Genomic DNA, 19,796 nt, shown 5'->3' on the forward strand with positions numbered 1-19,796 from the left:
ACGGGCGTCTCATCCACACCCCGCGCTGTCCATTGCAGCCGCACCGAGGAGATTCACATGAACCGTCGCGAGATCGTGACATTGCTGGGGGGCGCATGCCTGTCGGCTGCCGTGCTGCCGTCGCGCGCGGCGGACGGCTACCCGGCCCGGCCCGTGAAGGTCATCGTGCCTTTCACCGCCGGCGGAGGCACGGACGTCGTCGCGCGTGCGCTCGCCTCCGGACTCTCAGAGGGTTTCGGCCGGACCTTCATCGTCGAGAACAGGCCCGGCGCCAGCACCGTGATCGGCTCCGAGTACGTGGCCGGTTCGCCGCCCGACGGCTACACGCTGCTGCTGGCCAGTGTCCCGCATGTCACCAATCCGTGGCTCATGAAGGCGCTGCCCTTCGACACGCTCAAGGCCTTCGCGCCGATCAGCCTTGCGGTGCAGTCGCCTTTCATCATGGTGACCTCGCCGGCGTCGCCGGTCCGGTCGCTGGCGGATGTCCTCGCGCTCGCGAAGACCCGGCGGCTGGCCTTCGCTTCGACCGGCAGCGGCACGGCCGACCACCTGGCGATGGAACTGCTGGCACTGGATGCGGGCATCTCGATGACGCATGCGGCCTACAAGGGAACCGGTCCGGCGCTGTCGGACGTCATGGGTGGCCACGTCGACCTGATGTTCGCCAACGTCGTCGCGGCGGCGCCGCTGGTGAAGTCCGGCAAGCTGCGTGCCCTTGCGACCTCGACGCAGCAGCGTTCGCCGTCGCTGCCCGACGTGCCCACTGTCGCCGAGATCACGGGCAAGCCCTTCGACGTCAGCGCCTGGGCCGGTCTGCTGGCCCCGGCGGGCACGGACGCTTCGATCGTGGAACGCCTGGGCGCCGAAGTGCGCAAGGCGCTGCAGACCAAGGCAACGCGAGAGGCCCTGGTCTCCAACGGCGCGGACCCGGTCGGCAGCACGCCTGCGGAATTCCGGGCCTTCATCGCACGCGAGATGGACACCTGGGGCGCAATCATCAAGAAGGCCGACATCACGACCAGCTGAGCCCGCCCGCCACCATGCCCTTCATCATCCTTGCGTACGACAAGCCCGGCGCCGAGCGCCTGCGGGCCGACCTGAGGCCGCGGCACCTCGCCTACCTTGCGGCCCGCCAGGACCAGATGCTGGCCGGCGGCGCCGTGCTGGACGACGACGGCAAGGCGATCGGCGGCATGATCATCGTCGACACCGAAGATCGCGCCGCGGCGGAGCGCTTCGTCGGCGACGACCCCTTCAGCACCGGCGGCTTGTTCGGGTCGGTTCAGATCCTGCCTTGGCGCAGGAGCTTCTTCGATCGCCAGCGGGTCTCGGGCCTCTGAGCGACTTTCGTTCGCCAACACGCACGAGGAAGGCCGCGCCGAGAAGAGAAAACGAAGCCTCAGTTCAGAAGGTAGACCAGCACGGGCAGGCAAACGAGGCCGAGCAGCGCCACGTACTTCTGCGCGCGGTAGTACTCGGCTTGTTGCGCCGCCGGGATGCAGTGCAGGCCGTTGCAGCCACCCACGATCACGCAGGCTTCCGGCGGTACCATCGCGAGCGGCTTCGCGGTCATCGCAGCGTTGCTCATTCGACCTTGATGCCGTGCTTGCGCACGACAGCCGCCCACTTGCTGCGTTCACGATTCGTCAGGTCGACGACGTCCTGCGGCGAGCTGCTGCCGAGCTCCATCGCCATGGCGCTGAACCGCGCCTTCATGGCCACATCGTCGATGGCCTTGACGACCTCCTTGTTCAGCCTGGCCACCACCTCGGCAGGCGTGTTCGCGGGTGCCACCAGTGCGAACCAGACCGCAGCATCGACCCCGAGCAGCCCTTCTTCCGCCAAGGTCGGCACGTCGGGAAGCGCTGCGACGCGCCGGGGGCCCACGATGCCGATCGGACGGAGCTTTCCCGCCTTGATCTGCGGCATCGAGTTCAGCACGATGTCGCAGGTCATCTGCGTGTCGCCGGCAAGCACGCTCGCAAGGGCGGGCGCGGTGCCGTTGTAGGGCACGTGCAGCATGTCCACGTTGGCCATCGATGCAAAGAGCGCACAGGCCAGGTGCAGCGGATTGCCGTTGCCGTTGGAGGCATAGGCAAAGCTGCCTTCGCGGCTGCGGATGTAGGGGATCAGGTCCTTCAATCGGGTCGCCGGCGTGGCGTTTCCGACCACCATCACCAGCGGCGCCGACGCGACCAGGGACACGGGGGCGAAGTCGCGGTCCGGGTCGTAGGCCAGCTTGTTGTAGACCAGCGGATTCACGGCCAGGCTCGCGGACGAAGCCATGAACAGCGTATAGCCATCAGCCGGCGCCTTGGCGACCATCGATGCGGCGACGATGGTATTGCCGCCCGGCTTGTTCTCGACGATGAACGGCTGCCCCGTCGATTTGCCTAGCCGCTCCGCGAGGCCCCGCGCCAGCTGGTCGACTGGCCCGCCGGCGGTGTACGGCACGACGATCTTGACGGGTCGCGAAGGATAGCCTTGCGCGGACGCGATCGGCGAGGCCAGTGCCAGCACGCTGGCGGCTGCGATCAAGGCCAGCGTCTTCAGGCAATGCGTCGTCATGGCGTCGCCACCTTGAGCAGGACTGCATGGAGCCGCTCGTCGAGGATCGCCGCGATCCGGTCGATCTCCGGCTGGCCGAACTGGCCGAACTGCGTGGACGGCTTGTCGTACTCGAAAGTCGAGCCGCCTTCCGCGTTTTCATAGAGAACCACCCGCAGCGGCGCGTAGAGGCCGGCCGCAAGGTCGACGCTCGTCATCTGCACGGCGTACAGCACATTGCCGATCAGGTACGCGGTCGCTTTCCTGCGTTTGCCTTTCAGCGCCAGCCAGTCTCCGTGCGGGCCGACGTAATGGATGGCGAGCCCGTCTTCGCCCGCCGCCTTCTGCAGGGCGACGCGCACGGCTTCGATCTCGTTCTTCTTCAACAGGTCCCGGATCGAGTCGTCGAGCCGGCCCAGCCTGGATTCGAGCGCGGTCTTGACTTCGGCATAGGGTTTCGGCGTGTTGATCCTCACGTGGTCCAAGGCAAGGACGGAGGTCGTCACCGAGATGTCTTTCAACTGGGGGGCGTTGGTCATGAAAACTCCTGCTACTGTGGTTCGAGCTTGACGAGCTTGGCGATGCGGCGGAACTTCTCGACTTCCTGCTGGTAGAAGGCCGCAGACTGGTCGAGGGTCATGGGTTCGACGGGCAGCGCGGCCGAGTCGCGAAGAAAGCGCTGGAATTCGTCGCCCTTCACGATCTCCGCCAAGTCCTTGTTGAGGCGGGCCGCCGCCGCGGGAGGCGCCGAGGCCGGGATGAAGACGGCCGCCCATGCGCTGTACACGAAGTTCTTGAGGTATTTGCCCTCGCTCAGCGTGGGCACCTGCGCCAGGAAGGGATTGCGCTTGGTGTTCGCCACACCGATCGCCTTGATCCTGCCCGTGCGAACCAGCTCCAGCACGTTGGGCGCCAGCGGCACGAAGGCCATGTCGATCTCCCGGCTGAGCAGCGCCTGGACGACCGGCGCCGCGCCCTTGTAGGGCACGTCCATCAGTCGCGCACCCGTGGCGGCGCCAAAGTCCGCCGCCACGAGGTAAGGCGCCGAGCCGTAGCCCCAGCTGCCGACCGTCATCTCCTTGCTGCCCGCCTTCTTCGAATGCTCGATGAGCTCGTCGACATTGGCGAAGGCGTGCTCGGCACTCGTGACCAGCGTGAAGTCGGTCGGCAGGATGGTCGCCAACAGCCGGTAGTTCTCGGGCTTGTACTTGACCTGCGACATCGCGAGGGGCGAGAGGATCATGTCGTTGCCGGTCGTCACCAGCAGCGTCTGGCCATCGGGCGGCGCGTTCAGCACGCTCGCCGCGGCGATCGATCCGCCCGCGCCAGGCAGGTTCTCGACGATGACCGTCTGCCCGAGCGCCGACTGCAGCGGCACCTGGATCTTTCGAGCCGCGACGTCGGCGGGTCCCCCGGCGGGATAGGCAACGCGCAGCACGATCGGCTTCGAGGAGAGCGACTGCGCCTGGGCGCTGCCGAAGGGCTGCAGGACGGCGGCAGCGATGATCCAGCCGAGAAGGCGGCCGGTTCCTTGGTTGCTGTTCTTCATGAGGGGCTCCGAGGTGATTGCCAGTTGGAGAGACCGGAAAGCGGATGGCGGCGAGAAACTATTCGGCAGATGGCGACACGGCGGGGAGGACCCGCCCATGATTGAAGCCGAAGCCGATGCGATTGAATCCCTCCCGTTCGCACCAGCCTTGGAAGATGATCGCGTCCCCATCCTCCAGGAAGCTTCGGCGCTCGCCGTTGCCGAGTTGCACCGGCTTGCTGCCGGCAAGGGCGAGCTCCATCAATGCGCCGGCTTCGGAAAGCTCGGGCCCCGAGATCGTGCCGCTGCCCAGCAGGTCGCCCGGCTGCAGGTTGCAGCCCCCGGCCGCGTGGTGGGTGAGCATCTGCGCGATCGACCAGTAGTGATGACAGAAGCTGGTGCGTGACATCGTCTCGGAAGGGAGTCCGGCTTCGCGCATGCGATGGGTCTCGATCGACACTTCGAGACGGATATCGATGGCGCCCTGCGCGCGGTGAGACTCGCTCTCCAGATAAGGCAGCGGCTGCGGATCGGCCGCGGGGCGGGTCCACGGCGTCCGGTAGGGGGCCAGGGCATCCATCGTGACGATCCAGGGCGAGACGGTTGTCGCGAAGTTCTTTGCATGGAACGGGCCGAGCGGCGCCATCTCCCAGGCCTGGATATCCCGCGCCGACCAATCGTTGAGCAGCGAGATGCCGAAGACGTGATCCTCGGCGCGCGAGAGTGCAATGGGCTCGCCGAGCGCGTTGCCCGTGCCGACATAGATGCCGAGTTCGAGCTCGTAGTCGAGGCGCTGCGAAGGTCCGTATTCCGGCGTCCTGCTCCCGTTCCGCAGCGCCTGGCCATGTGGACGCCGGAACCTCTGCCCGGCCACACCGATGGAGGACACGCGGCCGTGGTAGGCGGTGGGTACCCATTGGAAGTTCCGAGGCACGTCGCCCTTCGGGTCCAGCAGGCGGCTGATCGTTCGCGCGTGATGGATCGACGTGTAGAAGTCCGTGTAGTCGCCGATGCGAGCCGGAACCGCGTACTCGACCTCGGATTGCGGCATGAGACAGCCCCTGACCGCATCGACCTGAGACGGCCTGGTGGCGACGGCGTCCTTGTGGAGAAGCTCGAAGAGTGCGCGCCGCAATGTGCGCCATGCCACCGGTCCCAGGGCGAAAAAGTCGTTGAGCGCCGGTGCGGCACACGACTGCGCGGCTTGCAGCGCCAAGCCGTCGAGGCATTGCGTTCTGCTCAAGGCGGCCAGGTCCATGACTTCGTCGCCGATGGCAACGCCGCCGCGCAGCGGTTCGAGGGCCCCTGCCCTTCGAAACACGGCAAACGGCAGGTTCTGGATCGGAAAGTCGGTGGCCGCCCCGTTGGCGCTCGCCAGCCAGCTTGTCGCTGCGGCATCGTGGGTGTGATCGATCGTGCGCATGGGTTCGCCTCGGCCTCGGCTCAGTCGAACGCGCCCGCCGGGCTGCGGCGGCTTCGCAGCACGCCGCGCTGGCGCAGCGTCTCGATGCGTTCGGCGGAGATCCCCAGTTCGCCGAGCACCTCGGCATTGCTCTCGCCCTGGAAATAGGGCAAGCCCGGCTTCGGCAGTTCGGAGCGGCCGAAGCGCCATGGGGGCCCGGGCATGCGCACGGTGCCGCCTGCACGGTCTTCGACCTCGACCACCGCACCCCAGTCTTTCGCCCACTCGGAGTCCGCGAGGTCCTGCGTGCTGCGCACGACACCGATCGCCAGGCCCGCTTCGCTGACCTGCGCCTGAAGCTGGTCCAGGTCGGTGAAGGTCAGGATCCAGGCCTTGACCTCGGCCATCAAGAGGGCGAGATTGGCCTTGCGAAGGGTGGCCGTGGCGAAGCGCGGATCCTTGAGGAGGTCCGTGCGGCGCATCATCGAGCAGTAGCGAATGAACATCGGCGAGAACACCGGACTTGTCGCGATGGTGAGGCGCCGGCCGTCCGGCAGCTCGAACAGCGGAGACTCGTTGGCGCTGAGCGCGTACGGTTCGTCATTGACTTCCAGGCCTGACAACTGCGCGCCGGCGCGTTCGTTGGCCGACAGCATCGTCGCGGCCATCGAGACGTCGACGTACTGCCCCTCGCCGGTGCGCGACCGGTGCTGCAACGCCGCCAGGACGGCGATGACCCCGTGGAGGCCCGTGTAGACGTCGGCGTGGCTGCATGCGTCGTTGCGCATCTCTACCATGGCGCCCTCGTAGTGCTTCTGGAGGATGTCGGTCAGGCCCGTCTCGGCGTGGACCGTTGGTGCGAATGCCGGCCGATTGCGCCACGGGCCGGTCTGGCCGTAGCCGCTGATCGAAACGTAGACGACCTTCGGATTGAACTTCACGACGTCGTCGTAGCCGAAGCCGAAGCGTGCGAGCGTTCCGGGGCGGAAGTTCTCGACGATCACGTCCGCGTCGGCGCAGAGCTTCGCCACGATGTCCCGCGCCTCGGGCCAGTTCAGATCGAGGCTGATGTTCCGCTTGCCGGCGTTCTGCTGTGCGTAGTACGTCGACATGGAACCGACATGCGGTACGCCCGCGCGGCCCACATCGCCTGCAGGGGGTTCGATCTTGGTGACGTCGGCGCCCAGATCGCGCAGCGCCTTGGTGCAGCCCGGACCGGACAGCACGCGGGTGAAATCGATGACCCGCAGACCTTCAAGTGGCGCGCTCATGCTCAATTCCCTTCGAAGACGGCGGAGCCCGGCCCGGTGGCCACGAAGGCGGCCAGGCCGCGCGCCTGATCCGCGCTGTTCCACATGGACGTGTTGACCTCTTCCTGGCGCGCATCGCCGGCCGAGATGCCGCCGCGGGCCGACAGGTTCGCGACGGTCTTGATGCCGCGCAGCGCCACCGTCGCTCCGGCCGCCAGCTGCCTGGCCCACGACATCGCGACGCCGGCAAGTTCGGCTTCTGCTGCAACCAGGTTGACGACGCCCCAGCGCTCGAGCGCCCGCGGGTCGTGGCGGCGGCCGAACATGGCCATTTCCTTTCCGCGCGCCAGGCCTGCGCGCTGCACGACGCGCTGGACGCCGCCGAGGAGCGGCAACAGCCCGAGCGAGGACTCTGCCATGCCGAACGAGGCCGTGTCCGCGGCGATGATCATGTCGCACATCAAGGCCAGCTCGAAGCCGCCGCCCAGGGCCGCGCCGTGAACGGCCGCGACCGTCGGGACCGGCACGTCCTCGAGCGACGCCCAGAGTCTCGCAAGCGCCTTCTGGTCCCAGCGCTCCGAGGCGAGCACGTTGAGGTCGGCGCCGGCGCAGAAGTGGCGCATCGAGCTTCGCAGCAGGATGGCGCGGCATCCCTCCTCGACCGCTCTTGCGTAGGTGGACGCAAGCTCCTGGAGCATGGCGTTGTCGATCAGGTTGTGCGGCGGCTTGGCCATGGTGACGACGCCGACGGCACCGTCTTTTTCATACGAAATCGAGCTCATCGAGCTTCTCCTTGAGGTGACATCGCCGGGATGGCCGTTTTGCACCGATGGGAGAATGATAACGGTGTTAACTTAGTCTGTTATCGGTGTTAACCCGAACCGATGCGGTCGAATTCGCACGCGCTGCGCTTGTAAGATCAGCCGAGTTGCAAGGAGCCCTACAGCGATGACCAGCAAGGCGTCACAGATACCCACTCGTAGCGCCTCGCAGCCTGCTGCCAGGAAGCTGCGCGCGCTGCCGCCGCAGCTGCGCGAGCCGACCTACGAGCGGGGCGGATTGCGCAACGCCCTGGTGGAGGAAGGCCGCCGGATGTTCGAGGAGAACGGTGCGAGCGAGCTGAGCCTGCGGGCGCTGGCACGCCGGCTCGGCGTTTCCGAGGCCGCGCCGTCGCGCCACTTCAAAGGCAAGGAGGAGTTGCTCGCCGCAATCGCGATCAGCGGCTTCAAGGAGCTTGCCGAACAGCGCATGGAGATCTCCGCGCGGCACCTGCCCGCGCTGCCGAAGGCGCGCGAGATGATGCTGAGCTACGTGCGCTTCGCGCAAATGCACGCGGGGCTGTTCGACCTGATGACCGGTCCCCGGCTGCTGCAGGAATTCGTGCGTGGCGATGTCGAGGCAACGAGCAACATCTCGTACTCGTACTTCTCGGACTCGGTGTTCGAGCTGGCGCTCGAGAGCGGCTGGGACAGCGAGCAGCTCCACTACCTTTCGCATGCTGCCTGGTCGACGGAGCACGGCGTCGCGGCGCTCCTCCTGGGCGGGCGCATCCCCCGCACCGACAGCGACCTCGACCCGCAGCGCATGATCGAGTTCTCGATCGATCTGTTTCTTGCTGCGGTCGTCTCGGGTCCGGAGAAGTTCGAGCAGACCCGGATGCAGCCGCCCTCTCCGCGTCGCTCTTGAGCCTAGGGGCGCTCAGCGCACAGGGCAAGCAGCCGAACTCCGGCCGCTTGCGCCCTCGCGTCATCCGACCTCGCCGCCCTCCTCCACGAGGCTTGCCACGAAGTCCAGCAGCGCCCGCGTCTTGGCCGGTACGTGATGGCGAGTGGGATAGTAGGCATACAGCGGGAAGCGCTCATCCGGCCAGTCCGGAAACAGGGGCACGAGTTTCTTCCGGGCGATGAAGGACTCGGCCCCCAACTCGAAGAGCTGAGCGATGCCGTGGCCGGCCAGGCAGGTGCTGTAGAGGGTACCCGCGTCATTGACGGTCAGTGCGCCGCGCGCCGCGACCGTGAGCTTGCGGCGACGCTGGTGGAACTCCCAGGAGAAGGGCCGACCCGTCGCCGAGTCGCGGAACAGGATGCACCGGTGATGCCCGGCCTCGAGTTCACGCGGGTCGGACGGGCAGCCATGGCGCCGGACGTAGCCCGGCGACGCCACCGTCAGCACCCGGGTGTCGAGCAGCTTTCGCGCCACCAGGGACGAGGGCCGGGGATGTCCGAAGCGAATGGCCAGGTCGAAGCCGTCGGCCACCATGTCGCCCAGGTCGTCTCGGCTGCGGAGTTCCATTTCCAGGTCCGGATGGCGGTCCAGGAAGATGCCCAGTCGAGGGCCCAGGATGAGACGCGAGAAGAAAGGGTCGACGTTGACCCGAAGGCGGCCTCGCACAGCCGCACCGCCGCCTGCGGCGCCGCTGGTGGCTTCCGCCAGCGCGCCGACCAGCGGCATGACCTGCTCGTAGAAGCGCAGTCCCTCGTCGGTCAGCCGCACCGACCGGGTGGTGCGCTCGAACACGCGGATGCCCAAGCGCGTCTCCAGCCGCGCAACGGCGCGGCTGACACCGGACTGGGACATGTCAAGCGCTTCTCCGGCGCGTCCGAAGCTTGCGGTGTCGACGACCGCCGCCATGACGTCGATGCCTTCGAGAAGTTGTGTACTGAAACCTGCCATTGATGACTTCCAAGCATGAAACAAATGAGTTTCATGCTATCGCCTTTCGCCCGCACCGCGCCCAAAATCCTTCTCAATAGGGCGTACGGTGCGCCGCATCAGGAGAAAGATCATGTTTGTTGTCACGGGAGTCACTGGCAAGGTGGGTGCTCAGGTCGCAAAGAAACTGCTGGCCGCCGGCGTGCCGGTACGGGCTGTCCTGCGGGATCAGGCCAAGGCTGCGAGCTGGCATTCGCTCGGTTGCGAGACAGCGTTCGCATCCATGGATGACGCGGGTGCCCTGGCGACCGCCTTCGATGGTGCAGAAGCGGTCTTCGTGCTGTTGCCCCCGGTGTTCGACCCCTCGGCCGGCTATGCCGAAACGCGGGCCAACGTCGCGGCGCTGGTGGCCGCCTTGCAGCAGGCCCGGCCCCGGCGCGTGGTGGCCCTGTCGACCATCGGCGCCCAGGCGACGGAAGAAAACCTGCTGACGCAGCTGCAGATGATGGAGCGCGGCTTTGCCGCGCTGGCCATGCCGGTCGCCTTTCTGCGCGCTGCGTGGTTCATGGAGAACGCTGCGTGGGACATCGACGACGCCCGGTCGCGCGGTGTCGTGTCGAGCTTCCTCCAGCCGTTGGACAAGCCGGTTCCAATGGTCGCGACGGCAGACGTCGCCGCCACCGCGGCGCAGATGCTGCAAGACCATTGGGAGGGGCGCCGGGTGGTCGAACTCGAAGGACCGGTTCGGGTCACGCCACAGGTGCTGGCCGCGACGCTGGGCCGCGTTCTGGCGCGCGATGTCCTTGCCCAGCCAGTGCCGCGGTCGATGTGGGAATCGTTGTTTCGTTCGCAGGGCATGGCCAACCCCTTGCCGCGCATTCGAATGCTGGACGGCTTCAACGAAGGCTGGATCGAATTCGAAGGCGGGCCCAGCGCATCGCGCAAGGGTGCGACAGAACTCGAGGCCGTCTTGCGCGGCCTCGCAGACCCCGAGCACGCCTGAGGAGGCCCTTCAGCGGCGGCCCGCGGGCATGCTTTCAGAAAGCCAACGCAGCCCCATCCTTGCGCGGGTCGCTCCCTGCCGATACGAGCGGCCGGTCTGGATCGATGGCGATCATCTGTCCGCCGCCCCACGGCACCTGGACGCGCTCCACAGGATGGCCCCTGGCGTGGAGATCGGCCAGGACGGCGTCGGAGATCCCTCGCTCGGCCTCGAATGCGCCCGTGAAGCGGAAGCCTCGCGGAGCATCGAGGGCCTCCTGCACATTCATGCGGAAATCTACGACGTTCTGCAATGTATGCACGACGCCGGTCGCCTGGTAGGGCCCGCCCATCACGCCGAAGGACAGCGCCGGGCGGCCGTCACGCATCGCAATGGCGGGAATGATGGTGTGAAGCGGCCGCTTGCGCGGTCGAACGCTGTTGGCGTGGCCGGGTTGCACCCGGAATCCCGCCCCGCGGTTCTGGAAGGCCACGCCGGTCTGGGGGCACACCTTCCCCGAGCCGAAAGCATGGAACAGCGAGCTGATCAGGGAACAGACGTTGCCCTCGCCATCGACGACCGACAGATAGACCGTGTCGGACTGGCCGATCCCGGGCAGCACGATCTGCGCCGGCATGGCCCGCCGGGGATCGATGCGCTCACGCAAGCGCGCCGCGAAGCGCTCGGACAGCAGTTCCTGCACCGGGACCTCGGCGAATGCGGGGTCGGCGACATAGGCGTCGCGCGCGCCGTAGGCCAGCCGGCACGCCTCGATCTGCAGGTGAAACCGATCTGCGCCGGCCGGCTCGAAGCCCGAATGATCGAAGCCCGCCAGGATGTTGAGCATCAGCAGGGCCGTCAAGACTTGCCCGCTGGGGGGCATCTGGACGATGTCGAGGCCTCGATAGCGCGTCTGGATCGGCTCGACATAGAAGCTGGCGAAGTCGGCGAAGTCGGCCGTAGCGTGCGTGCCGCCGAGTCGTTGGAGCGAGGACACCATCGCCTTGGCGAGCGAGCCGCGATAGAAGGCGTCGATGCCCTCGGAGGCAATCGTGCGCAAGGTCCTGGCGAGCGCGGGGAAGCGCACGAGATCGCCGGCGCGCGGGGGCTCGCCCGCCGGCGTCAGCAGGTGGCGGCATGCGCCCTCGTCGTGCCGCAGCTTGGCGGTTTCGGCACGCCAATCTTCGGCCGCGCGCTCCGCGAGCACGATGCCGTGATCGGCATAGTCGATCGTCGGCTCTAGGATCTCGGCCAGGGACCGGGTGCCGTGGTCGCGCAGCAGGCGGCCCCAGGCATCGAGCGCGCCCGGGATCGTGACCGAATGGATGTCCTCCGTACCGATGCGGTCGATGCCTTCGGCCAGCAGGCCCGAGTCGCTCAAGCCCTGCGGTGCGTCGCCCGCACCGTTCAGCGCGTGCAGCGACTGCGTGTCGGCTCGCCACACCAGGGCGAAGCAGTCCCCACCGAGCCCGGTGTTGTGGGGCTCCAGCACCGATTGCAGCGAACAGGCCGTCAGCGCCGCATCGACGGCGTTTCCGCCCGCGCGCATCACTTCGATGGCGATCGCGCTCGACAGCGGATGGGAGGTCGCCGCCGCGCCGCGCGAGCCCATGGCGACCGAACGTCCGGGTCTGTGGAGATCACGCATGCGCGGATCCTGGCATGGGGCGCCGGCCTCGTTCGAGCAGCGACGCGATCTCGCTGCGCGTCGGAAAGGAAGGCATGGTGTTGCGCCGCGTGACGGACAGCGATGCCGCGGCCACGGCGGTCTGCGTGGCCAGGCCGAGCGGATGGCCCGTCGACAGCAGGCCGACCAGCGTGCCGGCGAAGACATCTCCCGCACCGGCGGTGTCCACGGTTTCGACCTGCGGTGCGGCGATGGTCGCCTGGCCCGCCTCGGTGGAGATCAGCGCGCCCCGCGGACCCAGGGTGACGATGCCCGTCCCGGCGCCACGCGCGCGCAAGGCCTTGCCGACATCGGCCGCGCCCGCCGTCAGGAACGCGGCCTCACCGGCATTGGCGATGACGATGTCGCAGAGCCTCAGCAGCGCATGCATGTCCCACGCGATCGGCGCCGTGTTCAGGACGCACGAGGCGCCGCGCGCCCTGCCCGCTTCGGCTGCCGCATGCGTCGCCTGCGCCGAGAGATTGCCCTGCAGCAGCAGGAAGTCGCCGGGCACCAGCGTGTCGCACAAGCGCATCGCCTGCTCCGGCGTGATCGAACGCGCACAGCCCGCACTGCTGACGATGACGTTCTCGCCGCCTTCGGCCACCCAGATCGACGAGAGGTCGGTGGGCGCGTCGCCGGCCAGCCACAGCGCCTCGAGCTCCGCCTCGCCGGCCAGGCTTTGGGCGAGCAGGTCCGCGTCCGCATCGCGCCCCACGGGCGCCGCCAGCGTCACGCGGGCGCCGGTCCGGGCTGCCGCCACCGCCTGGTTCAGGCCCTTGCCGCCGGCACAGCGCGCGATGCCGGACGCCAGGACGGTCTCGCCAGGCGCTGGCAGGCGCTCGACGCAATGGACCTGATCGACGGTCGCATTGCCCAGCACGAAGACGCGGCTCATCCCCGGGCCTCGCGCACGACCGCCATGAACGAAGCCAGCCGCTGGGGATCGACGGCGTTCCACCAGCCGCCTGCGTGCTTCAAGGCGCTGGCGACGATGACCGCGTCGGCGTGGCCGAAGATCGCCGCGACGTTGTCCGCGTTGACGCCGCTGCCCACCATGACGGGCAGGGCCGTGGCGCCGCGGACCGTCGCCAGTTCGTCGAGCCGGGCGCTGTCGCCGGTACGCTGTCCGGTGACGATCACGGCATCGGCGTCGAAGAACTCGCAGTCGCGGGTCAGCTCCTCCAAGGTGCGGTCTGCCACGATGGCGTGCGCGCCGTGCTTGACGTGCACGTCCGTGAAGATCGCGACATCCTTGGCGCGCAGCCAGCTGCGGTAGCGGCTGGCCTCGCCCGACTTGCCTTCCATGAAACCCTCGTTGGCGACATAGGCGTTGGCCCATTGGTTGACCCGGACGAAGGCCGCGCCCGACGCCTTGGCAACGGCGATGCCCTGCACGGCGCCGTTGGCGAGCACGTTGATGCCGATCGGCAGGCCGCACTCACGTCGCACGATGTCGGCCATGGTGGCCATGCAGGCGGCGGTCTCGGGTCCGAGCTCGTCGGGCTTGGCGAAGGGAATGTCGCCGTGGTTCTCGACGATCAGCCCATCGACCCCGCCCTCGCGGTAGCGCTCGGCCTCGGCCCGCGCGAAGTCGTAGATGCGCTGCACCGGCTCGCCGTCGTAGTGCGGCGAGCCAGGCAGCGGCAGCGAATGGATGACGCCGATCACGGCCTTGCCGCGCCCGAAGATCCGCTCGACGTGGCGGGCGACCAGCATGCGGCGCACAAGCGCGTGGCATGTCAACGGGCGGCCAAGTGGGTGCAGGCGCATGACAGCCTGTTCATCGACTGCGGCACCACCATGGCCCATTTCGCAGAGGCCTTGCCGCCGGACATGCCCCTGAGCGTCGTTTGTTACTCCACGAACATCGCGTCGATCCTGAGCCGCCGGCCGAACACGCAACTCATGCTGCTCGGCGGGCTGTACCACCCCTCGTCGGCCAGTTTCCTATCCGACGAGGGCTTGCAGTACCTCAATCGCCTTGGCGTGAACAAGGCCTTTCTGTCCGCCGGCGGGGTGGACCCGCTACGCGGCGCGAGTTGTTCGAACTTTCACGAAGTACCGGTGAAGCAGGCGGCGATGCGCAGTGCATCGCAGACCTTCTTGGTCGTCGATGAAAGCAAGCTCGGCCTGTTGCGGCCGGCCTTCTTCAGCCCCCTCGACGCCTTCGGGCACATCGTCGTGGGCGGGGCGCCGGCGGCGGGGCTGCGCAAGCAGTTCAAGGATTTTTCGATGGTGTTCGCGCAACCTGCCGCTGACTGATCCGGGCATCGAAGGTCCCCTCTCGGCCGGCAATTCAGGGGAGACGTCAGCGTGCTTGCGCTCGATGACTCAACCTTTGAAGAACGCCAGCAGGTCGGGGTTGATGACTTCCGCGTGGGTGGTGAGCATGCCGTGCGGGAAGCCCTTGTACACCTTGAGCGTGCCGTTCTTCAGCAGCTTGACCGACTTCAGCGCCGCGTCGGCGATCGGCACGATCTGGTCGTCGTCGCCATGCATGACCAGCGTCGGCACCGTGATCGCCTGCAGGTCCGCCGTCTGGTCGGTCTCCGAAAAGGCCTTGATGCCTTCGTAGTGCGCCTTGGCGCTGCCCATCATTCCCTGGCGCCACCAGTTCTGGATCACCCCCTGGTAGACCTTCGCACCTTCACGGTTGAAGCCGTAGAAGGGACCCGTCGCCACGTCGAGGAACAGCTGTGTCCGGTTGTCGGCCACCCCCTTGCGGAAGCCGTCGAAGACCTCGATCGGCAGGCCTTCCGGATTGCTCGCGGTCTTGAGCATCAGGGGCGGCACCGCGCTCACGAGCACGGCCTTGGCGGCGCGACCACTGGGCTCGCCATGCTTCGCGACGTAGCGGGCGACCTCGCCGCCGCCGGTCGAGTGGCCCACATGAAAGACCTTGGTCAGATCGAGCGCCTCGACCACCGCGAAGGCATCGGCGGCGTAGTGGTCCATGTCATGGCCATCGCTCACCTGCGCCGACCGCCCGTGCCCGCGGCGGTCGTGCGCGATCACCCGGAAGCCGCGCTGCACGAAGAACAGCATCTGCGTGTCCCAGTCGTCGCTGGAAAGCGGCCAACCGTGATGAAACATGATCGGCTGGCCGTCCTTGGGGCCCCAATCCTTGTAGAAAATCTCGACGCCGTCCTTGGTCTTGATCGTGCTCATGTGCTGATGGCCTTTCTGAGAGTGCGCTGCTGCGCGGTGCTTGGTTGAGTCGGTTGCATGGGCTGCGATCGAGCTGTGCCGAACTGTGAAGGGAAGCGCAGCGCAGGTATTGCACGATTGCCGTGCGAATTGAACATTTATGCGCGGCGCCGATCGACGTGGCACGGCCGACCCGCCGCCATGCCGTGCCATGACCACCCGCTGGCGAGCGCCCCGGCTCAGCTGCCGACCCTCACTCCCCGGCGCCAACTGCCAGGTGGCGTGCCCATGCTACGGGCGAAGACGCGCGTGAAGTGACTCTGGTCGGCAAAGCCGCACGCTGCGGCGATGTCAGCGAGCGGGTACTCGAAGTCCATGAGGAGCGCGCGTGCACGCTCCAGCCGTTGGGCGATCAGCCACTGATGTGGGGTCTGGCCCGTGGTCTCTCGGAAGGCGTGGATGAAGTAGCTGCGCGAAAGGTTGCAGGCGCCCGCGATCTCGGTGATCGAAATGCTGCCGTCGAACTTGCTTCGCAGCATCTCCTTCGCCCGCGCCTCCTGCGAACGCGAAAGGAGCCGACTCCTCCTCGCGTCCGCCATGGGCGCGCCACCGTACTTCTCGAGGAGGTAGGTTCCCATCGCTACGCTCATCTGGTCGACGAACAGCATGCTGGCCTCGGCAGGCCGGTCGAGCGCCGGCGTCAGTGCCAAGGCGAGATTACCGAGCACCTCGTCCTTGACACCGGTGACGCATTCAAGCCCGCTGACACGGGCGCCGTCCCTGTCCTCGATCGCGCGCTCGATCGCGGCATGCGAGATCTCGAGCAGCACGAAGTCGAAGGAGGACTTCATGTCGGCGCGATAGCGATCGCAGAAGTCACGGATGTAGATGGCGCCTCTGTCGAACTCATGGAATGACGCATGGTGCTCATGAAGAATCCGCCTCCGGTGGCCGTCGCGCAGCGAAATTCCGACGAGCACGCCACGTCCGGTGGCCGGTGTTTCCACGTAGTCGAGCCGCGTGCCTTCGGTCGTCTTGCGGTAGACCCTGACGCCGCCGGCCGAGAGTTCCTGGTCCTTGCGGAGTTGCGTGGATGTGCAACCCAGCGTGTCCTTCGGACCGACCGAAAGATCGGGCCCCGACGATGAGGGTTTGGGTGCCTGGGGAGAGCGTCCTCTCGTCTCGAAAGAGCGGGTTTCAGCGTGCATGGCCTGACAGAGCAAGAGTGGAAGACAGAAGGCCGTATTGGCCGCCCGGCGCCGGGAGTCCAGGGATCAGCACAAAATGTACCAGTGACTTTCGCGTTGATGCCATCGCTCCGCGTCGGCGGAGCCTCGCTCGCCCGTCAGGCACGAGAAGCGGACCAGGGCCAGCGCCCCCATGTTCAAAGCGGCAGTCAATCCGACAAGACGGCGCCCGCGCCGAAGGCGCACCATGGCGCCTTGCGCACAAGAGCGCTCCCCCACCCACGAGGCCTTCCCATGAAACCGTCCCTTCCTTTGCTCATGAGCCTCAACGGGGGCTTCGTGGATACCGCCGGCTTCCTGGCGCTCCAAGGCCTGTTCACCGCCCATGTCACCGGAAACTTCGTGACCTTCGGCGCGGCGCTGGTGCACGGCACCTCGGGGGCATTGACCAAGCTCCTCGCATTGCCGGTGTTCTGCGCCGTCGTCATGCTGACGCGATGGCTAAGCTACGCCCTGCCCGGCTTCGGCCTGCCGGTGTTGCGAACGATGCTGGTCCTCAAGACGCTTCTGCTCGCCGCGGGCGCCGCCCTCGCCGTCCGTTTCGGTCCTTTCAGCGACGGCGACAGCGGGGTCGCGATGTTGACGGGGATGACGCTGGTGTCGGCGATGGCCATCCAGAACGCCGCACACCGCATTCATCTGGCGAGCGCTCCGCCGACCACGCTCATGACCGGCACGACCACGCAGGTCATGATCGACCTCGCCGATCTGCTTCGAGGCCTGCCACCGGAAGACGCCCTGACCGCACGCGCCCGCCTGCGGCGCATGTCGAGCAGCGTCGCGGTCTTCGCGGCAGGCTGTGCGGCTGCTGCGCTCAGCTTCACATTGATGAACATCTGGTGCTTCGTGATTCCGCCGGTGCTGGCCGCCTGCGCCGTCGTTCTTCAACACCGCACGCGCGAGGGCGAAGCCGCAGGTCCGGTCGTCGTTGGCCGTTGAGGGTCGAGGCGGACTACTTCCGCGGCGGCTCCCTTCAAACGCCGAGCAGGGCACGGCCCTCATCGGCCAGCAGGTCGTGGGTCTCGGGATGGCTCCGCATGTAGGCGGCAAAGACGGGGCACTGCGGAATGACCCGCAGACCGCGCTCGCGCGCGGAAGCCAAGCCAGCCAGCACCAACTGCGTCGCGATGCCCTGGCCGCGAAGCGCATCGGGGACGATGGTATGGAGGAAAGTGATGACCTTGTCCGTCAACGCGTAGACGGCCACCGCAACTTCGCCCAGGGACTCGGCTTCGAAACGATGCCTGGAAGGATTGTCGCGGACGGAAATGGAAGATGTCATGGTTCCTCAGTGCAGATGTGATCGTCGACGAGACCGCTCGGGGTCCGGAGTGGTCGCCCGTAGGCGCGGCCGCCGTAACTCTCTGACGAGAGGCTCGCGATGTCTGTGGCGGCCGACGGCTGCAAGACCTGGCAGCGCACCTCGCCACGGGAGACGGTTGAATGAAAATACTTCAATGGGTTGAAGCTGAGCAGCCAGAATCGCGCAGCAGGATCCGAGCGTGACAGGGACCAGGCCTCTTCCACTTGGGCCCGGGTCGTCAGCGAGCGCCAGCTCGCAGCGGACTCGTCGATCGTCGGATCGTCAGCGTGCGCAGCCGGAATTCCGGCCGCAAGGATCAGCATCGATGCGAGGGTCCGCACAGCGCTTGCCCGCAGAACGCGAATCGGCTCGGATGCTCTCTGCGAAGCTTCATTGAAGCTCATGCGCGTCCTTCGAATCTGAAGAAAAGACGGTGTATCGTCGTTCGGACGCGGATGGAAGTCTTGTCGATTAGCGAGGCTGTTTGGACATTTGGCATCCCCATGGGTCACGGATGTCCCCTGACTCAGGGCGGGTCTCCGACTGAAGACGCACTACGACTCCTCCCGCCACGAAGCGCCGTCGCGTCCGACCAGCGCGCTGGAGGCGGCGGGTCCCCACGATCCAGCGCTGTAGGGCCGGGGTGCCTCGCCCGAGCTGCGCCAGGCGTTCAGGATCGGCTCGCACCAGCGCCAGGCGGCATCGAGTTCGTCGCGGCGCATGAACAGCGTCAGGTTGCCCCGGATCGCGTCCAGCAGCAGGCGCTCGTAGGCTTCCATCGGACGCTGCTTGAACTGCTCGGCGAAGTCCAGGTTCAGGCCGACCGGCCTGAGGTTCATGGTGTCGCCGGGCACCTTGGCCATCATGAACAGCTTGAGGCTCTCTTCCGGCTGCAACTGGATGACCAGGCGATTGCCCGCCGATTCAGCGCCGTTGGACGGAAAGATCGAATGCGGCACCGAGCGGAAGTTGACCACGATCTCGGCCGAGCGCTCGGCCATGCGCTTGCCGGTCCGCAGGTAGAAAGGCACGCCCGACCAGCGCCAGCTCTCGAGCTCAGCGCGGATCGCCACGTAGGTCTCGGTGGACGTGTCGGGCGGAATGCCGGCTTCCTCCAGGTAGCCCGGCACGGGCTGGCCGTTGACGGTGCCGGCGCGGTACTGCCCGCGCACGGTGCGCGCGCCGACGTCGGCCTGCGTGAAGGGCGTCAGCGCCCGCAGCACCTTGAGTTTCTCGTCGCGCACCGCATCCGGATGGATGGAGGTCGGCGGCTCCATCGCGACGATGCACAGCAGTTGCAGCAGGTGGTTCTGCACCATGTCGCGCAGCGCGCCGGTGCGGTCGTAGAACTCGCCTCGGGTCTCGACCCCGACCTGCTCGGCGATCGTGATCTGCACGTTGCGAACCCAGGTCCGGTTCCACAGTGGCTCCAGCAGCGCATTGGCGAAGCGCAGCGCGAGCAGGTTCTGGACCGGCTCCTTGCCCAGGTAGTGATCGATGCGAAAGATCTGCGGCTCGGCGAACACGCTGCCCACATCCTCGTTGATCTTCTGCGCCGAGGCCAGGTCCCGTCCGAGGGGCTTCTCCAGCACGACGCGGGAGTTCGCATTGACCAACCCGGCCGCCGCCAGGTTCTTGCAGATCGGCGCGAAGAAGTCTGGCGCGGTAGACAGGAAGAAGACCCGGACCTCGGCCGGCGATTCCTTCATCAACTCCGCCAGCGCATTGAAATCCTCGGGCGTGTTCGCCTCGACCTTGGCGTAGTCGAGGCGTTCGGTGAAGGTTGCAAAGGTCGCTTCGTCCATGTCCGCGGCGGGCACGAAGCTGGCAAAGCTCGCCCTCACCTTCGCGATGAAGTCCGAGCGCCCGAGCTGTTCCCGCGCCAGGCCCAGGATCCGGCCATGCGGCGGCAGGTCGCCATCGCGATGGCGGAAGTACAGGGCCGGCAGCAGCTTGCGCATGGCAAGGTCGCCGGTGCCGCCGAACAGCAGCAGGTCGAATGAATTGACTTGAGGCATGGAAGAGTCCTGAGGTTGCATCGCAAGGAGGCGCGCGAAGTCGCCGGTCGG

The 19,796-nt window shown here is 67.0% G+C and carries 22 protein-coding genes; 6 read left to right on the forward strand and 16 right to left on the reverse strand.

Features of this window, described 5'->3' with window-relative positions:
- Nucleotides 1–57: 57 nt before the first annotated feature.
- Complete coding sequence (locus QTI17_RS29925) at nt 58–1,026, forward strand: Bug family tripartite tricarboxylate transporter substrate binding protein (RefSeq protein ID WP_286537388.1); 969 nt, start codon at nt 58–60, stop codon at nt 1,024–1,026.
- 14 nt (nt 1,027–1,040) lie between these two features.
- Nucleotides 1,041–1,340: a YciI family protein gene (locus QTI17_RS29930; RefSeq protein WP_286537390.1), complete on the forward strand. Its 300-nt coding sequence runs from the start codon at nt 1,041–1,043 to the stop codon at nt 1,338–1,340.
- 59 nt (nt 1,341–1,399) lie between these two features.
- Here QTI17_RS29930 and QTI17_RS29935 read toward each other — a convergent pair whose 3' ends face one another.
- Genes QTI17_RS29935 through QTI17_RS29965 form a run of 7 tightly spaced genes read right to left on the reverse strand, consistent with a single transcriptional unit; the run spans nt 1,400 to nt 7,509 of the window.
- The gene (locus QTI17_RS29935) at nt 1,400–1,588 is read right to left on the reverse strand and encodes a hypothetical protein (RefSeq protein ID WP_286537392.1); all 189 of its coding nucleotides are present in this window, start codon (nt 1,586–1,588) and stop codon (nt 1,400–1,402) included.
- The gene (locus tag QTI17_RS29940; protein WP_286537395.1) at nt 1,585–2,568 is read right to left on the reverse strand and encodes a Bug family tripartite tricarboxylate transporter substrate binding protein; all 984 of its coding nucleotides are present in this window, start codon (nt 2,566–2,568) and stop codon (nt 1,585–1,587) included. The genes QTI17_RS29935 and QTI17_RS29940 overlap by 4 nt, the downstream gene beginning before the upstream one ends.
- Entirely contained in the window at nt 2,565–3,086 is a 522-nt protein-coding gene (locus QTI17_RS29945) for a DUF302 domain-containing protein (RefSeq protein WP_286537399.1), read from the reverse strand. Before QTI17_RS29945 ends, QTI17_RS29940 begins: the two co-directional genes overlap by 4 nt.
- A gap of 11 nt (nt 3,087–3,097) precedes the next feature.
- Entirely contained in the window at nt 3,098–4,096 is a 999-nt protein-coding gene (locus QTI17_RS29950) for a tripartite tricarboxylate transporter substrate binding protein (protein WP_286537400.1), read from the reverse strand.
- 58 nt (nt 4,097–4,154) lie between these two features.
- Nucleotides 4,155–5,498, reverse strand: coding sequence for a fumarylacetoacetase (gene fahA / locus QTI17_RS29955; protein ID WP_286537401.1), 1,344 nt, complete (start codon nt 5,496–5,498; stop codon nt 4,155–4,157).
- Nucleotides 5,499–5,518: 20 nt separating this feature from the next.
- The gene (locus QTI17_RS29960) at nt 5,519–6,748 is read right to left on the reverse strand and encodes a CaiB/BaiF CoA transferase family protein (RefSeq protein ID WP_286537402.1); all 1,230 of its coding nucleotides are present in this window, start codon (nt 6,746–6,748) and stop codon (nt 5,519–5,521) included.
- Nucleotides 6,749–6,750: 2 nt separating this feature from the next.
- The gene (locus tag QTI17_RS29965; protein ID WP_286537405.1) at nt 6,751–7,509 is read right to left on the reverse strand and encodes an enoyl-CoA hydratase/isomerase family protein; all 759 of its coding nucleotides are present in this window, start codon (nt 7,507–7,509) and stop codon (nt 6,751–6,753) included.
- A gap of 166 nt (nt 7,510–7,675) precedes the next feature.
- Between QTI17_RS29965 and QTI17_RS29970 the strand changes: the two genes are divergently transcribed.
- Nucleotides 7,676–8,413, forward strand: a complete 738-nt coding sequence (locus tag QTI17_RS29970) for a TetR/AcrR family transcriptional regulator (protein WP_286537407.1) — start codon at nt 7,676–7,678, stop codon at nt 8,411–8,413.
- Nucleotides 8,414–8,473: 60 nt separating this feature from the next.
- Here QTI17_RS29970 and QTI17_RS29975 read toward each other — a convergent pair whose 3' ends face one another.
- Nucleotides 8,474–9,400, reverse strand: coding sequence for a LysR family transcriptional regulator (locus QTI17_RS29975; protein WP_286537409.1), 927 nt, complete (start codon nt 9,398–9,400; stop codon nt 8,474–8,476).
- 112 nt (nt 9,401–9,512) lie between these two features.
- Between QTI17_RS29975 and QTI17_RS29980 the strand changes: the two genes are divergently transcribed.
- Nucleotides 9,513–10,382, forward strand: coding sequence for an NAD(P)H-binding protein (locus QTI17_RS29980; RefSeq protein WP_286537441.1), 870 nt, complete (start codon nt 9,513–9,515; stop codon nt 10,380–10,382).
- Nucleotides 10,383–10,416: 34 nt separating this feature from the next.
- Here QTI17_RS29980 and ggt read toward each other — a convergent pair whose 3' ends face one another.
- From ggt to QTI17_RS29995, 3 genes are read right to left on the reverse strand one after another with little or no spacing between them, the layout of a single operon-like run.
- Nucleotides 10,417–12,009, reverse strand: a complete 1,593-nt coding sequence (ggt, locus tag QTI17_RS29985) for a gamma-glutamyltransferase (protein WP_286537411.1) — start codon at nt 12,007–12,009, stop codon at nt 10,417–10,419.
- Nucleotides 12,002–12,925 carry a ribokinase gene (locus tag QTI17_RS29990; protein ID WP_286537414.1) on the reverse strand — a complete coding sequence of 308 codons (924 nt, stop codon included), beginning with the start codon at nt 12,923–12,925 and terminating at the stop codon, nt 12,002–12,004. Before QTI17_RS29990 ends, ggt begins: the two co-directional genes overlap by 8 nt.
- Nucleotides 12,922–13,698 (reverse strand): BtpA/SgcQ family protein, encoded by a 777-nt coding sequence (locus QTI17_RS29995; RefSeq protein WP_286537415.1) that lies wholly within the window; start codon nt 13,696–13,698, stop codon nt 12,922–12,924. The genes QTI17_RS29990 and QTI17_RS29995 overlap by 4 nt, the downstream gene beginning before the upstream one ends.
- Between QTI17_RS29995 and QTI17_RS30000 the strand changes: the two genes are divergently transcribed.
- On the forward strand, nt 13,681–14,292 hold the full coding sequence (locus tag QTI17_RS30000; protein ID WP_286537417.1) for a DeoR/GlpR family DNA-binding transcription regulator: 612 nt from the start codon (nt 13,681–13,683) through the stop codon (nt 14,290–14,292). The genes QTI17_RS29995 and QTI17_RS30000 overlap by 18 nt on opposite strands.
- Before the next feature lie 69 nt (nt 14,293–14,361).
- Here QTI17_RS30000 and QTI17_RS30005 read toward each other — a convergent pair whose 3' ends face one another.
- A complete protein-coding gene (locus QTI17_RS30005) occupies nt 14,362–15,198 on the reverse strand; it encodes an alpha/beta fold hydrolase (RefSeq protein WP_286537419.1) in 837 nt (278 codons plus the stop codon).
- Between the two features lie 218 nt (nt 15,199–15,416).
- Nucleotides 15,417–16,385, reverse strand: coding sequence for a helix-turn-helix domain-containing protein (locus QTI17_RS30010; protein ID WP_286537421.1), 969 nt, complete (start codon nt 16,383–16,385; stop codon nt 15,417–15,419).
- Between the two features lie 273 nt (nt 16,386–16,658).
- On the opposite strand from QTI17_RS30010, the gene QTI17_RS30015 reads away from it, so the two are divergent.
- Complete coding sequence (locus tag QTI17_RS30015) at nt 16,659–17,363, forward strand: YoaK family protein (RefSeq protein WP_286537443.1); 705 nt, start codon at nt 16,659–16,661, stop codon at nt 17,361–17,363.
- Nucleotides 17,364–17,397: 34 nt separating this feature from the next.
- Here QTI17_RS30015 and QTI17_RS30020 read toward each other — a convergent pair whose 3' ends face one another.
- The 3 genes from QTI17_RS30020 to zwf all read right to left on the reverse strand — a co-directional run bounded on the left by QTI17_RS30020 (nt 17,398) and on the right by zwf (nt 19,745).
- A complete protein-coding gene (locus QTI17_RS30020) occupies nt 17,398–17,706 on the reverse strand; it encodes a GNAT family N-acetyltransferase (protein ID WP_286537423.1) in 309 nt (102 codons plus the stop codon).
- Nucleotides 17,703–18,131 (reverse strand): hypothetical protein, encoded by a 429-nt coding sequence (locus tag QTI17_RS30025; protein ID WP_286537425.1) that lies wholly within the window; start codon nt 18,129–18,131, stop codon nt 17,703–17,705. Before QTI17_RS30025 ends, QTI17_RS30020 begins: the two co-directional genes overlap by 4 nt.
- 150 nt (nt 18,132–18,281) lie before the next feature.
- A complete protein-coding gene (gene zwf / locus QTI17_RS30030) occupies nt 18,282–19,745 on the reverse strand; it encodes a glucose-6-phosphate dehydrogenase (RefSeq protein WP_286537427.1) in 1,464 nt (487 codons plus the stop codon).
- Between the last annotated feature and the right edge of the window lie 51 nt (nt 19,746–19,796).

The organism is Variovorax sp. J31P179 (assembly GCF_030316985.1).
Lineage (GTDB): Bacteria > Pseudomonadota > Gammaproteobacteria > Burkholderiales > Burkholderiaceae_C > Variovorax > Variovorax ginsengisoli_B.

Coding starts and splice junctions, on each gene's coding strand:
- QTI17_RS29925 (WP_286537388.1), top strand. CDS start 58: ATGAACCGTCGCGAGATCGTGACATTGCTGGGGGGCGCATGCCTGTCG.
- QTI17_RS29930 (WP_286537390.1), top strand. CDS start 1,041: ATGCCCTTCATCATCCTTGCGTACGACAAGCCCGGCGCCGAGCGCCTG.
- QTI17_RS29935 (WP_286537392.1), bottom strand. CDS start 1,588: ATGAGCAACGCTGCGATGACCGCGAAGCCGCTCGCGATGGTACCGCCG.
- QTI17_RS29940 (WP_286537395.1), bottom strand. CDS start 2,568: ATGACGACGCATTGCCTGAAGACGCTGGCCTTGATCGCAGCCGCCAGC.
- QTI17_RS29945 (WP_286537399.1), bottom strand. CDS start 3,086: ATGACCAACGCCCCCCAGTTGAAAGACATCTCGGTGACGACCTCCGTC.
- QTI17_RS29950 (WP_286537400.1), bottom strand. CDS start 4,096: ATGAAGAACAGCAACCAAGGAACCGGCCGCCTTCTCGGCTGGATCATC.
- fahA (WP_286537401.1), bottom strand. CDS start 5,498: ATGCGCACGATCGATCACACCCACGATGCCGCAGCGACAAGCTGGCTG.
- QTI17_RS29960 (WP_286537402.1), bottom strand. CDS start 6,748: ATGAGCGCGCCACTTGAAGGTCTGCGGGTCATCGATTTCACCCGCGTG.
- QTI17_RS29965 (WP_286537405.1), bottom strand. CDS start 7,509: ATGAGCTCGATTTCGTATGAAAAAGACGGTGCCGTCGGCGTCGTCACC.
- QTI17_RS29970 (WP_286537407.1), top strand. CDS start 7,676: ATGACCAGCAAGGCGTCACAGATACCCACTCGTAGCGCCTCGCAGCCT.
- QTI17_RS29975 (WP_286537409.1), bottom strand. CDS start 9,400: ATGGCAGGTTTCAGTACACAACTTCTCGAAGGCATCGACGTCATGGCG.
- QTI17_RS29980 (WP_286537441.1), top strand. CDS start 9,513: ATGTTTGTTGTCACGGGAGTCACTGGCAAGGTGGGTGCTCAGGTCGCA.
- ggt (WP_286537411.1), bottom strand. CDS start 12,009: ATGCGTGATCTCCACAGACCCGGACGTTCGGTCGCCATGGGCTCGCGC.
- QTI17_RS29990 (WP_286537414.1), bottom strand. CDS start 12,925: ATGAGCCGCGTCTTCGTGCTGGGCAATGCGACCGTCGATCAGGTCCAT.
- QTI17_RS30000 (WP_286537417.1), top strand. CDS start 13,681: ATGGATGACGCCGATCACGGCCTTGCCGCGCCCGAAGATCCGCTCGAC.
- QTI17_RS30005 (WP_286537419.1), bottom strand. CDS start 15,198: ATGAGCACGATCAAGACCAAGGACGGCGTCGAGATTTTCTACAAGGAT.
- QTI17_RS30010 (WP_286537421.1), bottom strand. CDS start 16,385: ATGCACGCTGAAACCCGCTCTTTCGAGACGAGAGGACGCTCTCCCCAG.
- QTI17_RS30015 (WP_286537443.1), top strand. CDS start 16,659: ATGAAACCGTCCCTTCCTTTGCTCATGAGCCTCAACGGGGGCTTCGTG.
- QTI17_RS30020 (WP_286537423.1), bottom strand. CDS start 17,706: ATGACATCTTCCATTTCCGTCCGCGACAATCCTTCCAGGCATCGTTTC.
- QTI17_RS30025 (WP_286537425.1), bottom strand. CDS start 18,131: ATGAGCTTCAATGAAGCTTCGCAGAGAGCATCCGAGCCGATTCGCGTT.
- zwf (WP_286537427.1), bottom strand. CDS start 19,745: ATGCCTCAAGTCAATTCATTCGACCTGCTGCTGTTCGGCGGCACCGGC.